At 73.4% G+C, this 19,236-nt stretch carries 17 protein-coding genes; 9 read left to right on the top strand and 8 right to left on the bottom strand.

Features of this window, described 5'->3' with window-relative positions; translation table 11 throughout:
• Positions 1–90: 90 nt before the first annotated feature.
• Positions 91–693, top strand: coding sequence for a 2-C-methyl-D-erythritol 4-phosphate cytidylyltransferase (locus tag AC3ANS_RS02430; RefSeq protein WP_488294578.1), 603 nt, complete (start codon positions 91–93; stop codon positions 691–693).
• On the opposite strand, the gene AC3ANS_RS02435 is transcribed toward AC3ANS_RS02430, so the two are convergent.
• Positions 650–1,318 (bottom strand): IspD/TarI family cytidylyltransferase, encoded by a 669-nt coding sequence (locus AC3ANS_RS02435; RefSeq protein ID WP_488294579.1) that lies wholly within the window; start codon positions 1,316–1,318, stop codon positions 650–652. The genes AC3ANS_RS02430 and AC3ANS_RS02435 overlap by 44 nt on opposite strands.
• 127 nt (positions 1,319–1,445) lie before the next feature.
• Between AC3ANS_RS02435 and nirD the strand changes: the two genes are divergently transcribed.
• Entirely contained in the window at positions 1,446–1,817 is a 372-nt protein-coding gene (gene nirD, locus AC3ANS_RS02440) for a nitrite reductase small subunit NirD (protein WP_488294580.1), read from the top strand.
• A gap of 8 nt (positions 1,818–1,825) precedes the next feature.
• On the opposite strand, the gene ispF is transcribed toward nirD, so the two are convergent.
• Positions 1,826–2,308, bottom strand: a complete 483-nt coding sequence (gene ispF, locus AC3ANS_RS02445; protein WP_488294581.1) for a 2-C-methyl-D-erythritol 2,4-cyclodiphosphate synthase — start codon at positions 2,306–2,308, stop codon at positions 1,826–1,828.
• A gap of 37 nt (positions 2,309–2,345) precedes the next feature.
• Between ispF and AC3ANS_RS02450 the strand changes: the two genes are divergently transcribed.
• Positions 2,346–3,905, top strand: a complete 1,560-nt coding sequence (locus tag AC3ANS_RS02450) for a molybdopterin-dependent oxidoreductase (protein ID WP_488294582.1) — start codon at positions 2,346–2,348, stop codon at positions 3,903–3,905.
• A gap of 183 nt (positions 3,906–4,088) precedes the next feature.
• Positions 4,089–5,192: a hypothetical protein gene (locus AC3ANS_RS02455; protein WP_488294583.1), complete on the top strand. Its 1,104-nt coding sequence runs from the start codon at positions 4,089–4,091 to the stop codon at positions 5,190–5,192.
• Positions 5,193–5,259: 67 nt separating this feature from the next.
• On the opposite strand, the gene AC3ANS_RS02460 is transcribed toward AC3ANS_RS02455, so the two are convergent.
• Genes AC3ANS_RS02460 through AC3ANS_RS02485 form a run of 6 tightly spaced genes read right to left on the bottom strand, consistent with a single transcriptional unit; the run spans position 5,260 to position 11,125 of the window.
• Positions 5,260–6,456: a C39 family peptidase gene (locus AC3ANS_RS02460; protein ID WP_488294584.1), complete on the bottom strand. Its 1,197-nt coding sequence runs from the start codon at positions 6,454–6,456 to the stop codon at positions 5,260–5,262.
• Positions 6,457–6,465: 9 nt separating this feature from the next.
• Entirely contained in the window at positions 6,466–7,296 is an 831-nt protein-coding gene (locus AC3ANS_RS02465; protein WP_488294585.1) for a sulfotransferase domain-containing protein, read from the bottom strand.
• Positions 7,293–8,066: a hypothetical protein gene (locus AC3ANS_RS02470; protein ID WP_488294586.1), complete on the bottom strand. Its 774-nt coding sequence runs from the start codon at positions 8,064–8,066 to the stop codon at positions 7,293–7,295. The genes AC3ANS_RS02465 and AC3ANS_RS02470 overlap by 4 nt, the downstream gene beginning before the upstream one ends.
• Before the next feature lie 6 nt (positions 8,067–8,072).
• A complete protein-coding gene (locus AC3ANS_RS02475; protein ID WP_488294587.1) occupies positions 8,073–9,524 on the bottom strand; it encodes a TfuA-like protein in 1,452 nt (483 codons plus the stop codon).
• Positions 9,521–10,780, bottom strand: a complete 1,260-nt coding sequence (locus AC3ANS_RS02480; protein ID WP_488294588.1) for a YcaO-like family protein — start codon at positions 10,778–10,780, stop codon at positions 9,521–9,523. Before AC3ANS_RS02480 ends, AC3ANS_RS02475 begins: the two co-directional genes overlap by 4 nt.
• Before the next feature lie 57 nt (positions 10,781–10,837).
• Positions 10,838–11,125: a hypothetical protein gene (locus AC3ANS_RS02485; RefSeq protein WP_488294589.1), complete on the bottom strand. Its 288-nt coding sequence runs from the start codon at positions 11,123–11,125 to the stop codon at positions 10,838–10,840.
• Between the two features lie 149 nt (positions 11,126–11,274).
• Here AC3ANS_RS02485 and AC3ANS_RS02490 point away from each other — a divergent pair, with 149 nt between their 5' ends.
• The 5 genes from AC3ANS_RS02490 to rlmB are packed head-to-tail and all read left to right on the top strand — an operon-like array spanning position 11,275 to position 19,218.
• Positions 11,275–12,075: an HlyD family secretion protein gene (locus tag AC3ANS_RS02490; protein ID WP_488294590.1), complete on the top strand. Its 801-nt coding sequence runs from the start codon at positions 11,275–11,277 to the stop codon at positions 12,073–12,075.
• Positions 12,075–14,303, top strand: a complete 2,229-nt coding sequence (locus AC3ANS_RS02495; protein ID WP_488294591.1) for an ATP-binding cassette domain-containing protein — start codon at positions 12,075–12,077, stop codon at positions 14,301–14,303. Before AC3ANS_RS02490 ends, AC3ANS_RS02495 begins: the two co-directional genes overlap by 1 nt.
• A complete protein-coding gene (locus AC3ANS_RS02500) occupies positions 14,290–16,845 on the top strand; it encodes an ATP-binding cassette domain-containing protein (protein WP_488294592.1) in 2,556 nt (851 codons plus the stop codon). Before AC3ANS_RS02495 ends, AC3ANS_RS02500 begins: the two co-directional genes overlap by 14 nt.
• 37 nt (positions 16,846–16,882) lie before the next feature.
• Positions 16,883–18,274 carry a cysteine--tRNA ligase gene (cysS, locus tag AC3ANS_RS02505; protein WP_488294593.1) on the top strand — a complete coding sequence of 464 codons (1,392 nt, stop codon included), beginning with the start codon at positions 16,883–16,885 and terminating at the stop codon, positions 18,272–18,274.
• Positions 18,274–19,218: a 23S rRNA (guanosine(2251)-2'-O)-methyltransferase RlmB gene (gene rlmB / locus AC3ANS_RS02510; protein WP_488294594.1), complete on the top strand. Its 945-nt coding sequence runs from the start codon at positions 18,274–18,276 to the stop codon at positions 19,216–19,218. Before cysS ends, rlmB begins: the two co-directional genes overlap by 1 nt.
• Positions 19,219–19,236 lie beyond the last annotated feature (18 nt).

The following is a 19,236-nucleotide window of genomic DNA, read 5'->3' on the forward strand; positions in this document are numbered from 1 at the left end:
CGCTCCACCACTGACGCATCGAGGCCCCCGGGTGTTCCACCCGGGGGCCTCGTCGTGTTCCGGGCCGAGACGTCATACGTTGGGGGCGTCATGACCCACGATTCGTACGACGTCCCCGACGACCCGACGCCCGCGCTCGGCACGGTGCTCGTCGACGGCCGTGGCTCGCTGCCGTTCACGCTGATCCACGGCGAGGCGCTGGTGGCCTGCGCCGCCTGGGCGCTCGGCGAGGCCGGAGTGCTGCCGGTCGACGACGGTACGCCGTGGGAGTCGATCGCCGGCGCCGGCGAGCCGTTCGTCGTGCACGACCCGCTCTGCCCGATGAGCCCGCCTGAGTTCATCGCCGCGTGCGTGGCCCGGGCGGTCGATCACGCCTGCGTGGTGGTCGGCACCAGACCGGTCACCGACACCGTCAAGGTCGTTGCGGACGGCATGGTCGGCGAGACCGTCGACCGCGACTCAGTGGTCTCGGTCGCCTCACCCGTGGTGCTGCCACCCGCCGTCGTCGCGGCGCTGGACGACCTGCCCTCCCACGACCTCGTCGAGCTCGTCGCCGCGCTGCGTGGGCGGTTCCCCGTCGAGCTGGTCGAGGCCCCACCGGCCGCGCGGCGGGTCGGCTCGGAGGACGACGTACGGGTGCTGGAGGCACTCACCGCAGGCGGTCGGCCAGCTCCAGGTCCTCCGGGAACGTGACCTTGAGGTTGCGCGGGCTGCTGCCCACGGCCATCACCGGCAGGTCGGTGTAGCGGCTCCAGCAGGCGGCGGTGTCGGTGCCGTCGAACCCGTCGGTGTCCGCGCCGGCGTACGCCGCGAGCAGCTCGCGTGCCCGGAAGGCCTGCGGTGTCTGCACGCCGTCGAGCTCGGGCAGGGCCCGCCCGTCCAGGGCGAGGAGCCCGCGCAGGGGCACCACCGGGATCGCGCCGCCGTGGTCTCGGGCCGCGTCGATGGTGGCCGTGAACAGCGCACGGCCCGCGAGCGGTCGCGCACCGTCGTGGATCGCGATCACGTCGATCGCACCGCTCTCGACCTCGGGGGCGAGGGCCCGCAGCGCGTTGGCCTCCGAGCCGTGCCGCGTCGCGCCGCCCTCGACGATCCCGATCTCGCCGGTGCCGAGGTGGGGGGCCAGGGCTGCCGCGACCACGTCGCCCTCGCCCGGCCGGACCACCACCAGCACCCGGCGTACGTCGGGGAGGGCGAGCGCGTCCAGCACCGACCACGCGAGCAACGGCCGGTCGCCGAGTGGCAGCAGCACCTTGTTGGTGTCCGCGCCCACCCGCGTGCCGGAGCCCGCGGCGAGGATCACGACGGCGGCGGGCACCCGCGCAGTGTAGGGCTCGGCCCGGATCGCGCGCCGCGAGGGTTTTCACGGCTGTTACACGCCGAAACAGCGGCTCAACACCCCGGTCCTAGGTTCGACGGACCAGGAAGGGACCTCGATGACCCCGATGAGCCAGCCGGAGCCGCGGAGCCGCGGCACCGAGGAGTGGCAGCCCGTGTGCCGGGTCGCCGAGCTCGAGGTCGAGCGCGGGGCCACGGCGCTGGTGCACGGCCAGGCGATCGCGATCTTCCGCACCCAGGACGACGAGGTCTACGCCCTGGGCAACCACGACCCGTTCGCGAAGGCCTCGGTGATGGCCCGCGGGATCGTCGGGGTGCGAGGTGGGGTGCCGTTCGTGGCCTCGCCCACCCACAAGCACGCGTTCGACCTGCGCAGCGGCAGGTGCCTCGACGACGACCACGTGTCGGTCCCGGCGTACGACGTCCGGGTCGTCGAGGGAGTGGTGCTGGTGGGGCACCGCAAGGACGCAGCCGCCTAGCGCCCCGGTCAGCGCTGCTCGAGGACCAGCGCGGTGGCGATCGCGGCGACGCCCTCACCGCGGCCGGTCAGCCCCAGCCCGTCGGTGGTGGTGGCCGAGACCGAGACCGGGGCGCCGACGGCCGCGCTCAGCGCTGCCTCGGCCTCCGCGCGGCGTGCGCCCAGCCGCGGCCGGTTGCCGATCACCTGGACCGCGACGTTGCCGATCGTGAAGCCCGCGGCCCGCACCCGCTTCGCGGTCTCGGCGAGCAGAGCCGCACCGGACGCACCCGCCCACGCGGGCTCCGACGTACCGAAGTTCGTGCCCAGGTCGCCCAGGCCCGAGGCCGAGAGCAGCGCGTCGCAGGCGGCGTGCGCCGCGACGTCGGCGTCCGAGTGACCCTCGAGCCCCTGGGGCTCCTCGGGCCAGTGCAGACCGGCGAGGTGCATCGGGACATCGTCGACGAGCCGGTGGACGTCGGTGCCGATGCCGATCCTGGGCGATTGCTCCACAGGAGGATCATGCCGGAGGGTGCGCAACAATCGCCCGGTGAGCACCTCGCGAGCGTGGCCGGCCGCCGGCCTGGTCGCGGGCTTCGCGGGCGTGGCGGTGAGCTACAGCTCGGCGATGGTGCTGACGATCCGCGAGTCCCCGCTCGTCGCGGTGGCCGACCTGGTCATCCGGCTGACCCCGGGTCCGGTGGTCGAGGGCGCGATCAAGTTCCTGGGCCGCGACGACAAGTCGTTCCTGCTGGCGGTGATCCTCGTGCTCAGCGCCGCCCTGTTCGCCTGGACCGGCCAGCTGGCGCGGCGCACGTGGTGGCTCGCCGTGATCGTGTACGCCGTGCTCGCGCTGGTCGGCGGGGTGGCGGTGTGGAGTCGGCGCGGCGCCACCACCCTCGACGCGCTGCCCGTCGCCGCGGGACTCGTGACCTGGCTGGTCTGCCTGTCGCTGCTGACGGAGCCGTTGCGCCGCCGCGAGCCTGCTGTGGCCGCGGCGCCGGTGCACGTGTCCGACCCGGCGCACCCCGACCACACGCGGCGTACGTTCCTGCTGCGTGCCGGCTCGATCGCCGCCGCCGGAGTGGTGGTCGGCGTCGCCGGCCGCGTCATCGGCAGCGGACGCCGCCACGTGGAGGAGAGCCGGCGGCTGCTGCGGCTGCCGGGGGTGACCTCGCCGGTCGCGCCGCGGGGCTCGCGGGTCGACGTCCCGGGCATGACCCCCTGGACGACCTCGTCCGACGACTTCTACCGGATCGACACGGCGTTCGTGGTCCCGGCGATCGAGCCCTCCGACTGGGAGCTGCGCATCCACGGGATGGTCGATCGCGAGATCGTGCTGACCTATCAGGACCTGATCGACCACCAGCTCACCGAGGCCTGGATCACGCTCAACTGCGTGTCCAACGAGGTCGGTGGCGACCTGATCGGCAACGCCTGGTGGAGCGGGGTGCGGATCGCGGGGCTGCTGCGCGCCGCCGGCGTGCACGGCGACGCGGACGCCGTGCTGCAGACGTCCGAGGACGGCTGGACCTGCGGTACGCCGCTCAGCGTCCTCACCGACGACCGGGACGCGATGCTCGCGGTCGCGATGAACGGCCGCCCGCTGCCGATCGAGCACGGCTTCCCCGTGCGCACGGTGGTGCCCGGCCTCTACGGCTACGTCTCGGCGTGCAAGTGGGTGGTCGACCTGGAGGTCACCCGCTTCGCCGACATCGAGGCCTACTGGACACAGAAGGGCTGGTCCGAGCTCGGCCCGGTCAAGATCTCCTCGCGCATCGACGTGCCCCGCGACGGCGGTGACATCGACGCCGGGGGCGCCCGGATCGCGGGGGTCGCCTGGGCCCAGCACACCGGCATCGCCCGCGTGGAGGTCGCGGTCGACGGCGGCGAGTGGCAACCCGCGCAGCTGGCCGCCGTACCGAGCACCGACACGTGGGTGCAGTGGGTGGCGAGCATCGACGTACCCGTCGGCGAGCACACCGTGACGGTGCGAGCCACCGACGCCGACGGCCTCGTGCAGACCGGCGAGGTCCACGACGTGGTCCCCGACGGTGCCACCGGGTGGCACACGATCGGCGTGACCGCCCGGGAGCCCGAGCAGGGCTGAGGCCGGCTCCCGGGGCGCGCGCGAGCATCTCCGATCCGACCCCGGTCATGCCGTCAGGTGTGACACGTCTAGACCGCCGGGTCGGCGGCTCCGGCGCGGGTACCCCCTGGCCGCACTGCCGCCCATCCCGGGACAGGCAGGACATCTGAATACAACTGGGGGGAACCAGTCATGAGATCGATCATGAGAACCGTCGCGGTCATCGCCGCGACCATCGTCGGCGCGGGCGCGAGCCTGTTCGCCATGTCACCTGCCTCGGCGCACACGCCGGCCATCAGCGCGGACTGCAACGGCGTGCGCGTCGGCGCCACGGCGTACGACGGCAACCTGGCCAACCGCTGGGCGGTGACCATCGGCGGGGTCACGCAGAGCGGCACCTTCGGGGCGTCGTTCGACCAGACCTTCCCGGTGCCGCAGGGCGGCGCCACGACCGCCTGGTCCGCCTACGTCGAGGCCGCGGACGGCAGCTACCACGGCCAGCAGGCCGGCAGCGTCGGCCCGTGTGGCACGCCGGTCGACGTCTGCGCCGACCTGCCCGGCGGCCAGCCGGTGGGCACGGCCTGCACGCCGCCACCGGACGTGACGCGCGCCGACGCGAAGGCGCTCGAGGGCTGCGCGGTGGCGTTCGGCGGCACGACGTACGGCGCGGGTGCGCTGGCCTATGAGGAGCAGTACACCGACACGTACGCCTTCGACGCGGCGACGAACACCTGGGACCTCGTGACCGACACGACGGCGACCATCGCGAACGTGGTGTTCACCCCCTGGTCGGCGCAGGAGCAGGTCGCCCACGGGTGCCTGACGATGCCGGCGCAGCCGCCGGCCGCCCACGAGTCGCACTCCACCAGCCAGGTGGACTGCGACTCCTCCGCGGTGGTGACGACGACCGTCGCGACCACGACGCCGTTCGTGTACGACGACGCCACCAACACCTGGGTCCCCGGACAGCCGGTCACGCACACGACGACCACGCAGTCGCCGACGCAGCCCGGTGACTGCGTCGTGCCCGCCGTGAGCCCGAGCCACATCCACGTCCACACGGCGTCCTCGGCGGACGCGGCGCCCGAAGACTCCTCGACGAGCATCGACCTGGTGCCGACGACGGTCGACGCGGGCTATGCGGGCTCGGCGAGCGCTGCGGGCTCTGCGGGTACGCCGGCCGTCCTCGCGGCGGCCCCCGCCAGTGCCGCCCCGGCGCAGGACGCTCCCGACCGGACCCCGGCACTGCTGCTGCTCGCGGGTGTCGGACTGATCGGTGTCGCGGCGCTGCGGATCCGCCGTAGCTGAGCGACTGCTCGAGCACCACGACTGCCGGTCGGGCCGCAGGGCCCGGCCGGCAGCTCTGCGTCGGGGGCTACCAGTTGCCGGGGCTCCCGGCAGGCAGCGGGTGGTCGGCGTCGGTGATCACGTAGACGGTGCCGCCGGACGTGGGGATCCAGGCGTCCTCGAACTGGCCGCGGTCGTAGGTGCGGCGCACGCCGGCACGGGTGCTCGCCGCCGGGTCGTTGACCACCACGTCACCGGAGTCGGTGAAGCCGACGATCACCAGCAGGTGGCCGGCGGTCGAGGAGATCGGAGCGCCGTCCAGCTCTCCGGGCCCGAACGCGATCGAGGCCACCAGCGGGATGCCGGCGGCGATGAACCGCTCCGCCTCGCGCAGCGAGCGCAACCGGGTCACGAACGCGTGCCCGGCGAGCGAGGCCGCGTAGGCGGTGTTGAACGGCCAGTTGCCGGTGCCCGCGTAGTCGTAGTCGTAGGTCATCCGCGCTGCGTAGTCGACCCAGGGGTCGACGTGGCCCGCCGGCACCCAGGAGTACGCCGAGGCCGGGGGCAGCGCGTCGTAGTAGCCGAGCACCATCGACGTCGACGTGGGGGAGCACCACGCCTCCCCGCCACCGCCGTACTGCGCGAAGTCGCCGCGGTGCACCATCTGGGAGTAGCTCGGCACGTCGAGCACGACCCCGCGCGCCACCCCGGGTCGGGAGGTCGGCACGTCGGTGACGTCGGGCAGCAGCGACGACATCGCGCCGACGGAGTCGAGCGTCGGGCCGGCGGCCTGTCCAGCGGGCCGCGCGAGCGTCACCCGCAGCTGGTAGGAGGTCACCCCTCCGGGCACCACCCACGTGTCGACGTTGACCGAGCCGAGGTCGTCGGCCTGGCCGGAGTCGGTCGTACGGCGCACCGCGCTGTCGCCGGCCGCCCACACCGCGAGCGTGTCCCAGCTGGAGGTCGTGGACCCCGACCGTCCGCGGACCTCGACGGCGATGCGGCTCTTGCCGGGGGTGCGCGCCGACCAGGACGCGATCAGCCGGGTGAGGGCGAACCCGGGAGTAGCCCAGGGTGACGTCCAGCGACCCGTCGCGGTGTCGGTGTCGAGCGCCAGCCGTCCGCCCGCGACGCGGAGCCCCGCGAGGGTGCCGGCGCGCAGGTCGGCCGGTGCGTCCCAGCTGGTGTAGTCGATGCGGCGGGCCGGCACCGCCTGCGCGGGCGGTGCCAGCAGCCCCATCGTCAGCGCGGTCACCAGCAGGATCGAGGAGGTCAGTCGACGCACCAGGTCAGCCTAGGTCTCCGGCCCGTCGAGATAGCCCAGGCGCCGCATGAGGGCCCCGTGGGTCTCGACGATCGCGTCGGCGAGGTCCGGCCGCAGCTCGGTGGTCCACGAGTCCACCTGGCCGCGCCGGAAGAACAGCTGGTCGCGATGGGCGACCTCGGCGAACCCCTCGAAGGCCTCCCGCAGGGCGAGGACCGGGAAGGCGCACCGAGCGACCGACGCGCGCACGTCCTCGACGGTCGGGGAGAGGCCGGCGAACGCGGCCATGGCGACCAGCGTCCCTTCCGGGTCGGCGTGCAGGTCCTCGTAGCGCACCGTCAGGACGGGGAGGTCGGTCTGGTCGAGCCACGACGCGGCGTGATCGGACCACCCGAGCTGCGGCCAGCCCGCCGCCTCGTGGGCGCTCCAGGGGAGGACGCCGGGGCTCACCGTCGCGAGGTCCTCGACCGACTCGTCCTGGGTGCAACCGCGGTGGTGTGCCCAGCTGACCGCCACCGACCGCGGGTCGCGCACGATGTGGATCACGCGCGTGCCGAGCACGTCCGCCGGCCCACCCCACGGGTAGCCGTCGGCCGCCGGCCCCCAGGGCCGGTGCGTCTTGCGGCGCAGCGGTACGCCGCGGTCCCGTTGGGCGAGCACCCAGGACAGGCGCACCAGCGCCGCGGCCTCCTCCGGGCTGGCGCTGGACAGCGGCAGACCCAGCTCCCGGACCACCTCGTCGGTCGGGCCGCCGGGGCGTCCCCAGTCGAAGTCCTCACCCTGCTCGGCCGACGCCAGCAGCAGGCGCACCCAGGTGTTGCCCGACTTGGGATAGGAGGCGAGCCACACGGTGCCCGTCACCGTCGGCCCGCCAGCCCGGCGGCGAGCAGCGTCCCCATGGCATCGGGAAGGCAGGACGGGGTGAGCGTCACCGGCCGGCGGAGGCGCCAGCACGGGACGTCCGGCAGCCGGGCGTCACGCTCGAGCAGCTCCGCGCGGATGGTCAGCGCCCGCAGCACCTGGGCCGCGGTCTCCGGTTGGTCGTCCATCGAGTCGAGGGTCAACCCGTCGACCCGCTGGCTCAGGGTCAGCACCACGATGCCGGCGAGCGGGGCGTCGTCATGCCACCGGGTCTCGATCCGCACCCGCGGAACGCCGGTGTGCAGGTCGCGGCGCCGATGCTCGGGTACGCCGCGCCCGGCACCGGCGTCCACGGTGACGCCGGGCTGACCCGCGAGGGCTCGTCCGCGCCCGTCCACCACGACGACTCCGTCGCTGAGCACCGGCCACCCGCGCGCCGCCAGGGCAAGCGCGAGGACGGAGGCCCCGGCGCCCGGAGGTCCGGTGATCGCGTACGCATGCCCGCCGACCACCACCACCGAGCCTCGCGCGGTCCAGTGGCCGTTGGCGCCGGCCCACTGTGCCACCGCCCAGTCGCCCAGTCGCGCCCACGTGGCGACCCGGGCCCCGGCGTCCGGGGCCGTGACCTCGATCCGGTCCCGTCCGACCCGCACCCGTCCGAGCGAGGGAAGCCCGAGGCCGACCTCGATGCCGGGCCGCAGCTCCCACCAGGCCAGCGGCCCCGGATCGGGCGCCGGCTCGTCGCCCCACAGGAGAGGCAGGTCGAGCATGGCGGGCTACCGGCCCCGGGCCATCATGGGCTCGTCCGTCACAACCTCCGTGATCGGGTCACCGGCTACGCCGGGCACCGGACCGACGGTCGTCGGAGCCTGCCGGAGGCCGGTGCCGAGCAGCGCGTGGCTGCACCTGATCGACGTCTCCATCGTCACCAGCAGCTCCGCGACCGAGCCGAGCTCCTCCCGGACGACGAGCTCGGTGATGCCTGGCGACGCGGTCGCGCCGTAGAGCGCCGCGAAGGTGCGCAGCACGGTGTCCGGGCTGGGTGGGGGGTCGAAGACGACGTCCGCCGCGACCTCGTGCTCCGTCGCCGTCCGTTGCTTGGTGTCGTCGTAGCGCCCTCGGAGACGCAGCTCGTCGACGAAGTCGGCGGTGATCATGCCGTGGCTGCGCCTGCCCAGCCAGCTGCGTGCCAGGCGCAGCTCGTGCGCGTGCGCGGCCGTCATGTCTGCGATGGCGCGGTCGTCCATGTCGAGGGCGTGCAGCCGCTCGTCGAGCTCTTCCTCCTCGACGCCCAGCAGTGCCGCGAGGCGGGCCCAGCCGGCGGCGCGCTCCTCCGGAGTGGGAGGTCCACCGACGAGCAGGGACAGCTCGGTGACGGCGCGCCGCAGCCGGGCGGCGAGCATCACCTCGTCGTAGTCGTCGTCGTGCAGCACCGCGTGCCTGCGCATCCGGTCGAAGGTGACCGGCCAGCCCTCCGCGGTGCTGACCCGCTGGTCGCGGGCGAGCGTCGCGGAGAACGCCCCGGACATGACGACCGTGGGCCGGTCCGCCTCGGGGATCGGGCCGTCGGGCAGGGTGCGCACGCGGCGCAGCAGCTCGAGGGCGTCGGCGCGCTTCGGGTCGACGACGTGGTCGCGGAGCCAGGAGGTCAGGGCGGCGGCACGGGCGGGCGTGATGCCGAGCGTGGTGGCGTCGGTCGTGACCGCCGCCAGCCGCCGGTCCGGGAACCAGCGCTGCTTCTGCACGTCCACGAGCTGGTCGTGCTCGTCGGTGTCGATCAGGCCGGAGGTCCGGGCCGCGGCGAGGGTCGCGCGGATCGTGACCATGGCGTCGGAGAGCGGCCGGAAGCCGTCCGATCCGTCGGCGTGGGTGAGGGCGACCTCGTCGTCGTCCTCGAGCTCTCCGGATGCGAGGGCGGCGTAGATCGACCCGATTCCGATCATCCCGTACGACGCGCACTCGGCGGCTCGCAGGGCGCCCATGCTCGCGGCCCCCAGCGTCCAGACCCCCTGGCTCATGGCGTAGAGGAGCTCCTTGTGGAACACCGACATGCGAGACAGGAAGTAGCCGTCGACCAGGCTGATGGACCGGGGCCGGTGCTCGTGGCACGCGGCGAGCACGTCGCCCATCGCGGCCGGCGGGAGCAGCACGGCGTCGGGCAGGAGCTGCCGCGCTTCCTCGTGCGCGAGTGTCGGGCCGAGGAACACGACGTCAGGGCCCCGGGTCACGCGGTCCTCTCCCCGGGAACCGCGGCGGCCGCGGCGGCCGTGGCAGCCGCGACGGCCCGTGCCCGGTCACCCCGGGCCGCATGGGCGAAGGGGTAGCCCTCGAGGCCGGGGACGATCACGCGAACCACCTGGACCGGATCGCCCGGACCCGTGTGCCGCACCACCACGACCCGGTCGAACCCGTGCTCGGTGAGCCGGTCCACCATCCACTCGATCGCACCGACGATCGAGCCGACGACGGGGCTGCTGCCGCCGGTGAGCTCGGGCAGTGGATCGTCGGCCGCCCGGCGGTGCATGCCCACTCCGGCGTCGCGCGCCGACTCGAAGACGTCGTCACGGGCACCGGAGATGATGAGGCACCGCGCCTGAGCGGCCTCGGTGACGGCCCGCACCAAGGCGGTCGCCAGATCCGTCCCGGCCCCCGCGCCTTTGAAGAGGCCGGCGCCGCCCTCGTCGTCGTGGAGGTACGCCGCCACCGTCGGCACCCCGATCTCGGTGGTGCAGTCGTGCACCTGCAGGCGCAGACCGCTCCGCTCGACACGCTCCGCGACCGAAGGTGCGGTCGCGGTCAACTGGTCCCACGGGGAGAGCTCCGGCACCGGGCCGCGGATCGCGGACACGGCGAGCCCGTCACGCTCGATGACCTCCTGCAGGCCGGAGAGGACCGCCTCCACCACGTGGGCGCCACTCGCCAGCCCGTTGGATCCCACCACGAACGGCCGGAGGCCGGTGACGGTGCTGTTGGTGGAGTCCTGCGACACCTGCACCAGGTCTCGGGGCACCCAGACGGGTGCGCCCTGGACGATGTCCCACCCCTCCACCCAGGCGATGGGCCAGTCGGGACGGTAGTCCGCTCCGATCACCGTGGGCAGCCGGCCCGCCTCGACGGCGGCGACACCGAGGCGGCGCAGGGACCGTTCGCTGGCGACGACCTCCTCGTGGACGACGTTCTCCCACACGGCCTGCTCGGCGCACTCCATCACCGCGCTCACCCACGCCGCGTCGTTGGTCGAGCCCTTGCCGCTGCCGCTGGACAGGGAGCGGCCCTGTGGCTTGACGGCCATGTACACGGGCAGCCCGACGCGGTCGAAGCCGGTCAGGTGGGCGACCCGGGTGATGCCGTAGTCGCGGAGGTAGTGGCGCAGGTGCTCGCGCAGGTCGCCGGTGTCCCGGGTGCGCCACCCGGACTCGGTGGGAAGCGAGACGATCTCCGGGTCACCGGCCTCCAGGACGCCCGAGAGGTTGATGCTCGTCATGTCAGCAGGACCAGCGGCCTGGCCGCGACGTGAGCCGCCGGCCAGGTGCAGGATCGGTCAGCCCGCGCACCCGAGGGCGACGGCGGTCGAGGCGGCGGTGGCGGAGGAGAGCGTGCCGGGACCGGGCTGGTAGGGCGCGGTGCCGCTGCCGCCGGCCACGCCGGCCAGGGTGTCGTCCATGCTGGCGCTGAGGTGCTCGTTGATGTCGGAGTGGGTCGGCGGGGTGAGGCCGGCGTCAGTGAGGACCTTCGCCCGCTCATCCGGAGTGGTGGCGGTCCGGAGGGCGTTGAGCAGCTCAGGGTTGTTCGCCGCGGCCTGGATGACGTCGTTGATGGCAGTGCTCATGAGTGCTCCCTCGAAGGGGTGCGCCGCCACGTCGTGACAGCCGTCGAGCGACAGTAGACCGCCGCCGGCCGCGCGGACCGATTTCGTCGATATCGGTTCTGGAGGTTCGAGGACGGTTACGGTGCGCGGGCCGACAGGTGAGGAAGCCCATGACGCGTACCCGGACCCAGCCGCCGCCGGTCCAGCCGCGACCCACGCCGGGTCCGGAGTCCCTCGACCGGACCATCGAGACCGCTCCGCTTCCCCTGGTGTGGGCGCTCGGGGCGGTGTGCCTGGCCGTGCTCGCCGCGGTCGTCTGGTCGGCCGTCGCGCACGTGCCCCAGCGCGTCACGGTCACCGGGACGGTCTCCTCCCTCGAGCACTCCGTCGACGTGACAGCTGGTCTAGACGGGCAGGCGTGGATCACGATCGGGATCGGCGCCCACGTCGAGGCGGGTGACGTCCTCGGCGAGGTGGCGCCGTACGACGGGGGCACGGCCGTGCCCGTCGTCGCGCCGCGACCGGGAACGGTCGCATCGGTCTCCGTCACCACCGGGCAGGGAGTCGCGCCCGGAGATGCCCTCGCCCGGATCGTCGGCGATCCCGAGCCCGGCGCCGGCTTCACCCTGGTGGCCTTCGTGCCGGCGCCCGAGGCGGCGCGGTTCACCCCGGCAGCCAAGGTCACCGCCGAGATCACCGATCTCGCCTCCGGCCGGACGAGCGCCACCCGGCTGACGGTGCTGACGGTCTCCGACGTGCCGTCGACGCCGGAGAGCATGCTCCTCGAGGGTGGCTCCCAGGCGCTGGTCGACATCTGGCGCGGCCGCGGCGGTGACGTGCTCTTCCGCGTCACGCTCGGACTCCCCCTCTCGGGCGCGGCGGCAGCCCTCATGCCGCAGCCCGGGGAGCCGGTCACCATCGTCGACACCTACGACGACCCGCGGCCGGTCGAGCTGTTGTTCGGCGACTGATGGCCGCCACGACGCCGGCTCCCACGGCCGTGACCATCGGGGCGCCGGTGACCACCGTGCCGCGCCGTGCCCCCGTGCCGACGATCCTCCAGCAGGCCCAGGTGGAGTGTGGCGCCGCCAGCCTGAGCATGGTGCTCGCCCGGCACGGTCGCTGGGAGGGCCTGCAGACGATGCGCGCGGCCTGCGAGGTGACCCGCGACGGTTCGACGGCGCTGGCGCTCGCCAAGGCCGCGAAGTCCTTCGGTCTCGACTACCAGGGCCACCGCGGCGGGGTGGAGACCCTGGACGGGATCGCCGTCCCCGCGATCGTGTGGTGGCGCCGGTCGCACTTCTTGGTGCTCGAGGGCGCGCACGGCGGCCGCTTCTACGTCAACGACCCGGCGCGCGGGCCCTACTCGCTGAGTCGCGCCGACTTCGAGGCCGACTACTCCGGCGTCGCGATCTCGTTCCGGCTGACCGACGACTTCACCCCGGCCGGCCAGCCGTTCCGCGCGCTCCCGTCGCTCTGGTCACGCCTGCGGAACAGCAGGCGAGGCGTGTCGTACGTCGTCGTCGCCGGCGTCGTGGCGATGCTGCTCGGCCTCGCCGTCGCGCCGATCAGCCGGCTGTTCGTCGACGACGGCCTGCAGGGCGGTGGCCGCGAGCTGGTCGTCGGGCTCGCGGTGGTGCTCGGCGCCATCGGGTTGGTCCGGGCCGGGACGACGCTGCTGGAGTATCACGTCGTCACCCGGATACAGCTCAAGGTGACGCTGGTCGGCACCGCGACCTTCACCTCGCGGCTGCTGAGGCTCCCGGTCGAGTTCTACCTCCAGCGCGCGCCCGGCGACCTCAGCCAGCGGGTGCAGTACAACGCCCAGGTCGCCTCGCTGCTCGCCACCCAGATCGCGAGCGCCGCGGTCGCCGTGCTGGCCACCGTCGCCTACGCCGGCCTGCTCCTCTACTACAGCTGGGTCCTCGCCCTCGTGGTCCTCGCCCTGGCCTCCGTCGACGTCGTGGTCCTCCGCGCGGTCACCGTCCGGCGCACCAACGCGCAGAACCGGGTGCTGCGGCACCAGAACCAGCTGCGCGGCACGACGGCGAGCTCGGTGCGGATGATCGAGACGATCAAGTCCACGGGCATGGAGCAGGACACGTTCGCGACGCTCGCCGGCCAGCAGGCGTCGTACCTCTCCGCGACCTCGTCGCTGGTGCCGAGCTCGGCGCTGCTGACCGCGACCCCGGTCCTCGTGGCGGCGCTCACGAACGCCGCGATCCTGGTGCTGGGCAGCCTCCTGGTCATGAACGGCACGATCGGCATCGGCACGCTGCTGGCGGTGACGGCGCTGGCGACGAGCCTCAACGCGCCGCTCCAGACGCTGATGAGCACGGCCGGGCAGATGCAGTTGGTCGTGTCCAGCCTCAACGCCCTCGACGACGTCCTCGCCAACGAGGAGGACGTGCGGTTCGCCCGGCCGGAGCTGGGCGCCGCGCCGCTGCGCGACCTGGCCGGGGCGGTCTCGGTGCAGGCGCTGACGTTCTCCTACGGTCCGGGCGCACCGGTGGTGGTCCGCGACCTCGACCTCGAGCTCCGGCCGGGCGCCCACGTGGCCCTGGTCGGCGGGTCCGGCTCGGGGAAGACCACGATCGCGAACCTGGTCGCCGGCCTGCACCAGCCCGTCGGCGGCTCCGTGCTCTACGACGGACGTCCGCTGTCGGACTACCGGGCGGGCGAACTCGAGCGTGCCGTCGCCAAGGTCGACCAGGCGGTCATGCTCCTGCACGGCACCGTCCGCGAGAACGTGACGCTGTGGGACGAGACGGTGCCCGAGTCCGCGATCCGGGCCGCGCTCGCGGACGCCCAGGTCCTCGACGACGTGCTTGCGCGCGGCGACGGTCTCGACTGCGAGGTCCTGGAGTACGGCCGCAACTTCAGCGGCGGGCAGGTGCAGCGGCTCGAGATCGCCCGGGCCCTCGTCCGAGCGCCGCGGGTGCTGGTCCTCGACGAGGCGACCAGCGCACTCGACGACATCACCGAGGCGCGGGTGATCGAGGCGGTACGCCGCCGGGGCATGTCCTGCGTCGTCGTCGCCCACCGGCTGAGCACGATCCGGGACGCCGAGGAGATCATCGTGCTCGGGCCGGGCGCGACGATCCTCGAGCGCGGCACCCATGCGGAGCTCCTCGCCGTCGACGGTCCCTACCGGCAGATGGTCCTGGACGCGGGGGAGGGCGGCGATGTCGGCAGCTAGCGACGTCGACGGGGCCCGGACGCTGCCGCTCACCCTCGGCCTCGCCGACGATCCGGTGGCCGTGCGCGACGGGGTGGTCCACGTCTACTCGGTCCGGCCGTCCGGGGTGCGCTACCCGGTGGCGCGACTCGATGCCGGGGACGTCGCGTTCCCCGGGTCCGGATTGCTGCTGCTGACCGCGGGCACCACCGCGGCCGTCGAGAGCCACGATGCCGGACCCGGCGACACGGACGCCCGCCGCCGATTCGCCGCGCTGGTCGGCGAGACCCTCGGCGTCGAGGTCGGCGCCTGGGTCGACACTCCCGTGGCGTTCGGCGCCGCGATCACCGAGGCCGTGGACCGTGCGTGGCAGGCCGACCTGCTCGAGCGCGAGCGTCTCGGCCGTGCCGGCCTCGCCGCCGGGGACCAGTCCCTGGACCGGGCCTACCGCGACCTCGAGGCCGCGGCAACCGGGCTGGGTGCCGGCCCGGGCGCGCCGTCGGACCCGCTCGTCCAGATGATGCGGGCGGTCGGTCAGCACCACGGGTTCTCCATCGTCGCGCCGTCACCGGACCTGCTCGCGTCGAGCACCGACCCGGTGCGCCTCGTCGCCCACCAATCCGGGATCAGGTTCCGCGCAGTGTCGCTCGGGGCCGGGTGGCGCGAGGGCGCCTCGACGGCGTACCTCGGCTTCCTCGACCGCGACGGCGCCCCCGCGGAGCCCGTGGCCCTCGTGCCTGGACGCCGTGGCCGGTACGTCGTGTCGCCCGACCGGCCTACGGAGCCGCTCAGCGACGAGCTCGTCACCCGCCTGCTGCCGCGGGCCTACGAGTTCTACGCACCCCTGCCCCGACGCCGTACCGCAACCGCTCGTGACGTGCTGCGGATCGGTGCGCACGGGTCGGGAAGACTGTGGCGGCTGGCGGTGGCGCTCGGTCTCGCCATCGCGCTGATCAGCCTCGGCACCCCGATCCTGACGAGCCACGTCGTCGCCACGGTGATCCCGGAGCGGGAGCACGGCGTGCTCGCGCAGGTCGCCCTCGCGCTCGTGACGGCCGCACTCGTCGCGTTCGCCTTCAACGTGGTGCAGGTCTACGCCATCGGCAGGATCACGCAGAACGCGACCCGGAACACCCAGGCCGCGTTCTGGGACCGGGTGCTGTCGCTGCCGGCGCCGTTCTTCCGCAGGTTCTCCAGCGGCGACCTGACCATGCGGGTGCTCGCCGTCGACTCCCTCCAACAGCTCATGGGCGGGCCCGTGGTGAGCGCCCTGCTCGCGGCCGGGTTCGGGCTGGTCAACGTCGTCTTGATGTTCACCTACAGCGTCGAGCTGGCGCTCGTGGCCTCGTGCGCGCTGCTGCTCACCGTCGTGGTGCTGGTCGTCGCATCCTGGCGCATCTCGCGTGCGGCCACGTCCGCGCTGGCGGCCGGCCGTGAGGGCAACGCCTGGATGACGCAGCTGCTGGCCGGGCTGCCGAAGATCCGGCTCGCGCACGCGGAGTCGCGGGTGGTGGCCCGCTACCTCGAGATCGTCCGTGTGCAGGCTGCGGCGATGTCCCGGCAGACGCTGGCCGTCGGCCAGGTCAGCGCCTGGTTCGGCTTCGCCGCCACCGGTGTGACCGCGGCGTTCTTCCTCGTCATCCACCACGAATGGCACGGCGCCCCGCCGATCGCCACCGCCGACTACCTGGCCTTCGTCAGCGCGTTCGGGCTGGCGTTCGCGGGTGTGCAGGGTCTCTCGGTGCTGATCTCACCCCTGGCCAACGCCGGCCCGACCTTCGACCTGCTCCGCCCGCTGATGGAGGAGCGCCCCGAGACCGCCGCGGACGGGCAGGACCCCGGCCGCCTCACCGGACGCATCGAGCTGCGCGACGTCTCGTTCCGGTACGACGCCCAGGGGCCGCTCGTGCTCAAGGGCGTCGACCTGGTGGTGGCGCCCGGGGAGCTGGTCGCGCTGACCGGGTCGAGTGGCGCGGGCAAGTCGACGATCACCCGGCTGCTGCTCGGCTTCGACGTGCCGGAGGAGGGCCGAGTCCTGCTCGACGGCCGCGACCTCGCCGACCTGGACCTCGGCCTGGTGCGCCGCCAGATGGGGGTGGTCGTCCAGCAGGGCGCCGTCATGCGCGACTCGGTGCTGAACAACATCCTCGGCGGCGTGGCCGGAGACGAGTCGGTGGCGTGGTCGGCCGCCGAGCGGGCCGCGATCGCCGACGACATCCGGGCGATGCCGATGGGCATGCAGAGCGTCATCGACGCGGGCAACGTCTCCGGCGGCCAGGCTCAGCGGATCCTCCTCGCGCGGGCCCTTGCGCGGGACCCGTCCGTGCTGATCCTCGACGAGGCGACCAGCGCGCTCGACAACGCCAGCCAGAAGGCGGTCACTGACGCGATCAACGCCCTCGGCGTCACTCGGATCGTCATCGCGCACCGGCTCTCCACGATCCGCGCGGCCGACCGGATCGTGGTGCTGGACCGGGGGACGGTCGTGGAGTCCGGCACGTACGACGAGCTGCGCGCCGCGGACGGCGTCTTCGCCCGGCTCGTCGCCCGCCAGCTGCGGTGATGCCGGTGCGTACCGTCAGGAACCCTAGACTTGGCCGGTGACCATCCGGCTGTACGACACTGAGACCCGCGAAGTCCGTGACTTCGTCCCCCTCGAGGAGGGGAAGGCGGGTCTCTACGTCTGCGGTCTCACCGTGCAGTCCGAGCCGCACGTCGGCCACGTGCGCTCGGCCGTCAACTTCGACGTGCTGCGCCGGTGGTTGGCCTACCGCGGCTTCGACGTCACGTTCATCCGCAACGTCACCGACATCGACGACAAGATCCTGGTCAAGTCCGCCGACCAGGGCCTGCAGTGGTACGAGCTCGCCTACCGGATGAAGCGCGAGCTCGACCGCGCCTACGACGCCCTCAACGTCCTCCCTCCGACGTACGAGCCCGCGGCGACCGGCCACGTGCCCGAGATGATCGAGCTGATCTCGGCGCTGATCGACCGGGGCCACGCCTACGCCGCCGACGACGGCTCCGGCGACGTCTACTTCGACGTGCGGTCCTGGCCGCAGTACGGCGAGCTGACCCATCAGCGCATCGACGACATGGAGGCCGCCGAGGACGCCGACCCGCGCGGCAAGCGCGACCCGCGCGACTTCGCCCTGTGGAAGGGGCACAAGGAGTCCGAGCCCGAGACCGCCTCCTGGGCAAGCCCATGGGGCCGCGGCCGCCCGGGCTGGCACATCGAGTGCTCCGCGATGGCCGGCAAGTACCTCGGCAGCGCCTTCGACATCCACGGCGGCGGCGTCGACCTGCGCTTCCCGCACCACGAGAACGAGCTCGCCCAGTCGCGCGCGGCCGGCCACCCGTTCGCGTCGTACTGGATGCACAACGCTTGGATCACCACCGCCGGCGAGAAGATGAGCAAGTCGCTGGGCAACTCGCTGGCGATCCCCTCGGTGCTGGAGCGCTACCGCGGCATCGAGCTGCGCTACTACATGGTCGCCGCCCACTACCGCAGCCACGTGGAGTTCAGCTTCGAGGCGCTCGACGAGGCGGCGGTGGCGTTCCGGCGCATCGAGAGCTTCCTCGAGCGTGCCGGTGAGGGCGAGGTCGGCGAGGTGCCCGAGGCCTTCGCCGCCGCGATGGACGACGACCTCGGCACCCCGGCCGCGACCGCGGTGCTCCACGACACCGTGCGCGAGGGCAACCGCGCCGCGGACCCGTCCGCGCAGGCCGCCCAGGTGCGCGCCATGCTCGCCGTCCTCGGCCTCGACCCGGCCGACCCGGCCTGGGCGAGCGGCAGCAGCGGCGACGAGGAGCAGCTGACGAGCGCGGTGGACGTGCTGGTCGCGGGCCTGCTCGAGCAGCGCGCCGAGGCCCGCGCGGCCAAGGACTTCGCGGCCGCCGACGCCATCCGCGACCGGATCAAGTCCGCCGGCATCCTGATCACGGACACCCCCGACGGCCCCACGTGGTCACTGGAAGCAGGAACGAAGTAATGGCAGGCAACTCCCAGCGCAAGGGCGCGATCAAGAAGACCGGCAAGGGCAACCCCACCGCCGGCTCGGGTGGACGCGTCCGGCGCGGCCTCGAGGGCAAGGGCCCCACGCCCAAGGCGAAGGACCGGCCCTACCACCAGGCCTACAAGTCCGCGAAGCGTGGGGAGAAGTCCACCGGAGGGCGCCCGCGGCGCAAGAGCAGCAGCGACGCCGAGTGGGTCGCGGGCCGCAACTCCGTGGTCGAGGCCCTGCGTGCCGGGGTGCCCGTGACCGGCGTGTACGTCGCCGAGGGCGCCGAGCGCGATGCTCGCCTGCGCGAGGCGTTCGCGACCGCGGCGGAACGAGGCCTGAACATCCAGGAGGTCTCCCGCAGCGAGCTCGACCGGATGACCGGCGGCGCGGTCCACCAGGGCCTCGCGGCTCGGATCCCGGCCTACGAGTACGCCCACCCGGACGACCTCCTCGACGCCGCCGCGGCCAGCGGTCAGCCGCCGCTGATCGTCGCGCTCGACTCGGTCACCGACCCGCGCAACCTCGGGGCCGTGGTGCGCAGCGCGTCCGGGTTCGGTGCGCACGGCGTACTGATCCCCGAGCGTCGCTCGGCCGGCATGACGGCTTCCGCGTGGAAGACCAGCGCCGGTGCGGCCGCCCGCCTGCCGGTCGCCCAGACCGTCAACCTGGTGCGGCAGCTCAAGGCCTACCAGGAGGCGGGCTGCATGGTGATCGGCCTCGCCGCCGATGGTGACGTCAGCCTGCCCCAGCTCGACCTCGCCGACGGTCCCCTGGTGGTCGTGGTCGGCTCGGAGGGCAACGGCCTGTCCCGGCTGGTCAGCGAGACCTGTGACCAGCTGGTGTCCATCCCGATGGCCAACCAGCTGGAGTCCCTCAACGCCGGCGTGGCCGCCTCGGTGGCGCTGTACGCGATCTCGGAGCTGCGTCGCTGAGCGTCGGGCGGATCCCTC

It is taken from the genome of Nocardia sp. 149-1B (assembly GCF_057747975.1).

Bases quoted from the DNA above. Each gene is read 5' to 3' on its own strand.
- AC3ANS_RS02480 (WP_488294588.1), bottom strand. From the start codon at position 10,780: ATGACGAGCATCAACCTCTCGGGCGTCCTGGAGGCCGGTGACCCGGAG.
- AC3ANS_RS02490 (WP_488294590.1), top strand. From the start codon at position 11,275: ATGACGCGTACCCGGACCCAGCCGCCGCCGGTCCAGCCGCGACCCACG.
- nirD (WP_488294580.1), top strand. From the start codon at position 1,446: ATGAGCCAGCCGGAGCCGCGGAGCCGCGGCACCGAGGAGTGGCAGCCC.
- AC3ANS_RS02495 (WP_488294591.1), top strand. From the start codon at position 12,075: ATGGCCGCCACGACGCCGGCTCCCACGGCCGTGACCATCGGGGCGCCG.
- AC3ANS_RS02470 (WP_488294586.1), bottom strand. From the start codon at position 8,066: ATGCTCGACCTGCCTCTCCTGTGGGGCGACGAGCCGGCGCCCGATCCG.
- AC3ANS_RS02430 (WP_488294578.1), top strand. From the start codon at position 91: ATGACCCACGATTCGTACGACGTCCCCGACGACCCGACGCCCGCGCTC.
- rlmB (WP_488294594.1), top strand. From the start codon at position 18,274: ATGGCAGGCAACTCCCAGCGCAAGGGCGCGATCAAGAAGACCGGCAAG.
- AC3ANS_RS02455 (WP_488294583.1), top strand. From the start codon at position 4,089: ATGAGAACCGTCGCGGTCATCGCCGCGACCATCGTCGGCGCGGGCGCG.
- AC3ANS_RS02500 (WP_488294592.1), top strand. From the start codon at position 14,290: ATGTCGGCAGCTAGCGACGTCGACGGGGCCCGGACGCTGCCGCTCACC.
- AC3ANS_RS02485 (WP_488294589.1), bottom strand. From the start codon at position 11,125: ATGAGCACTGCCATCAACGACGTCATCCAGGCCGCGGCGAACAACCCT.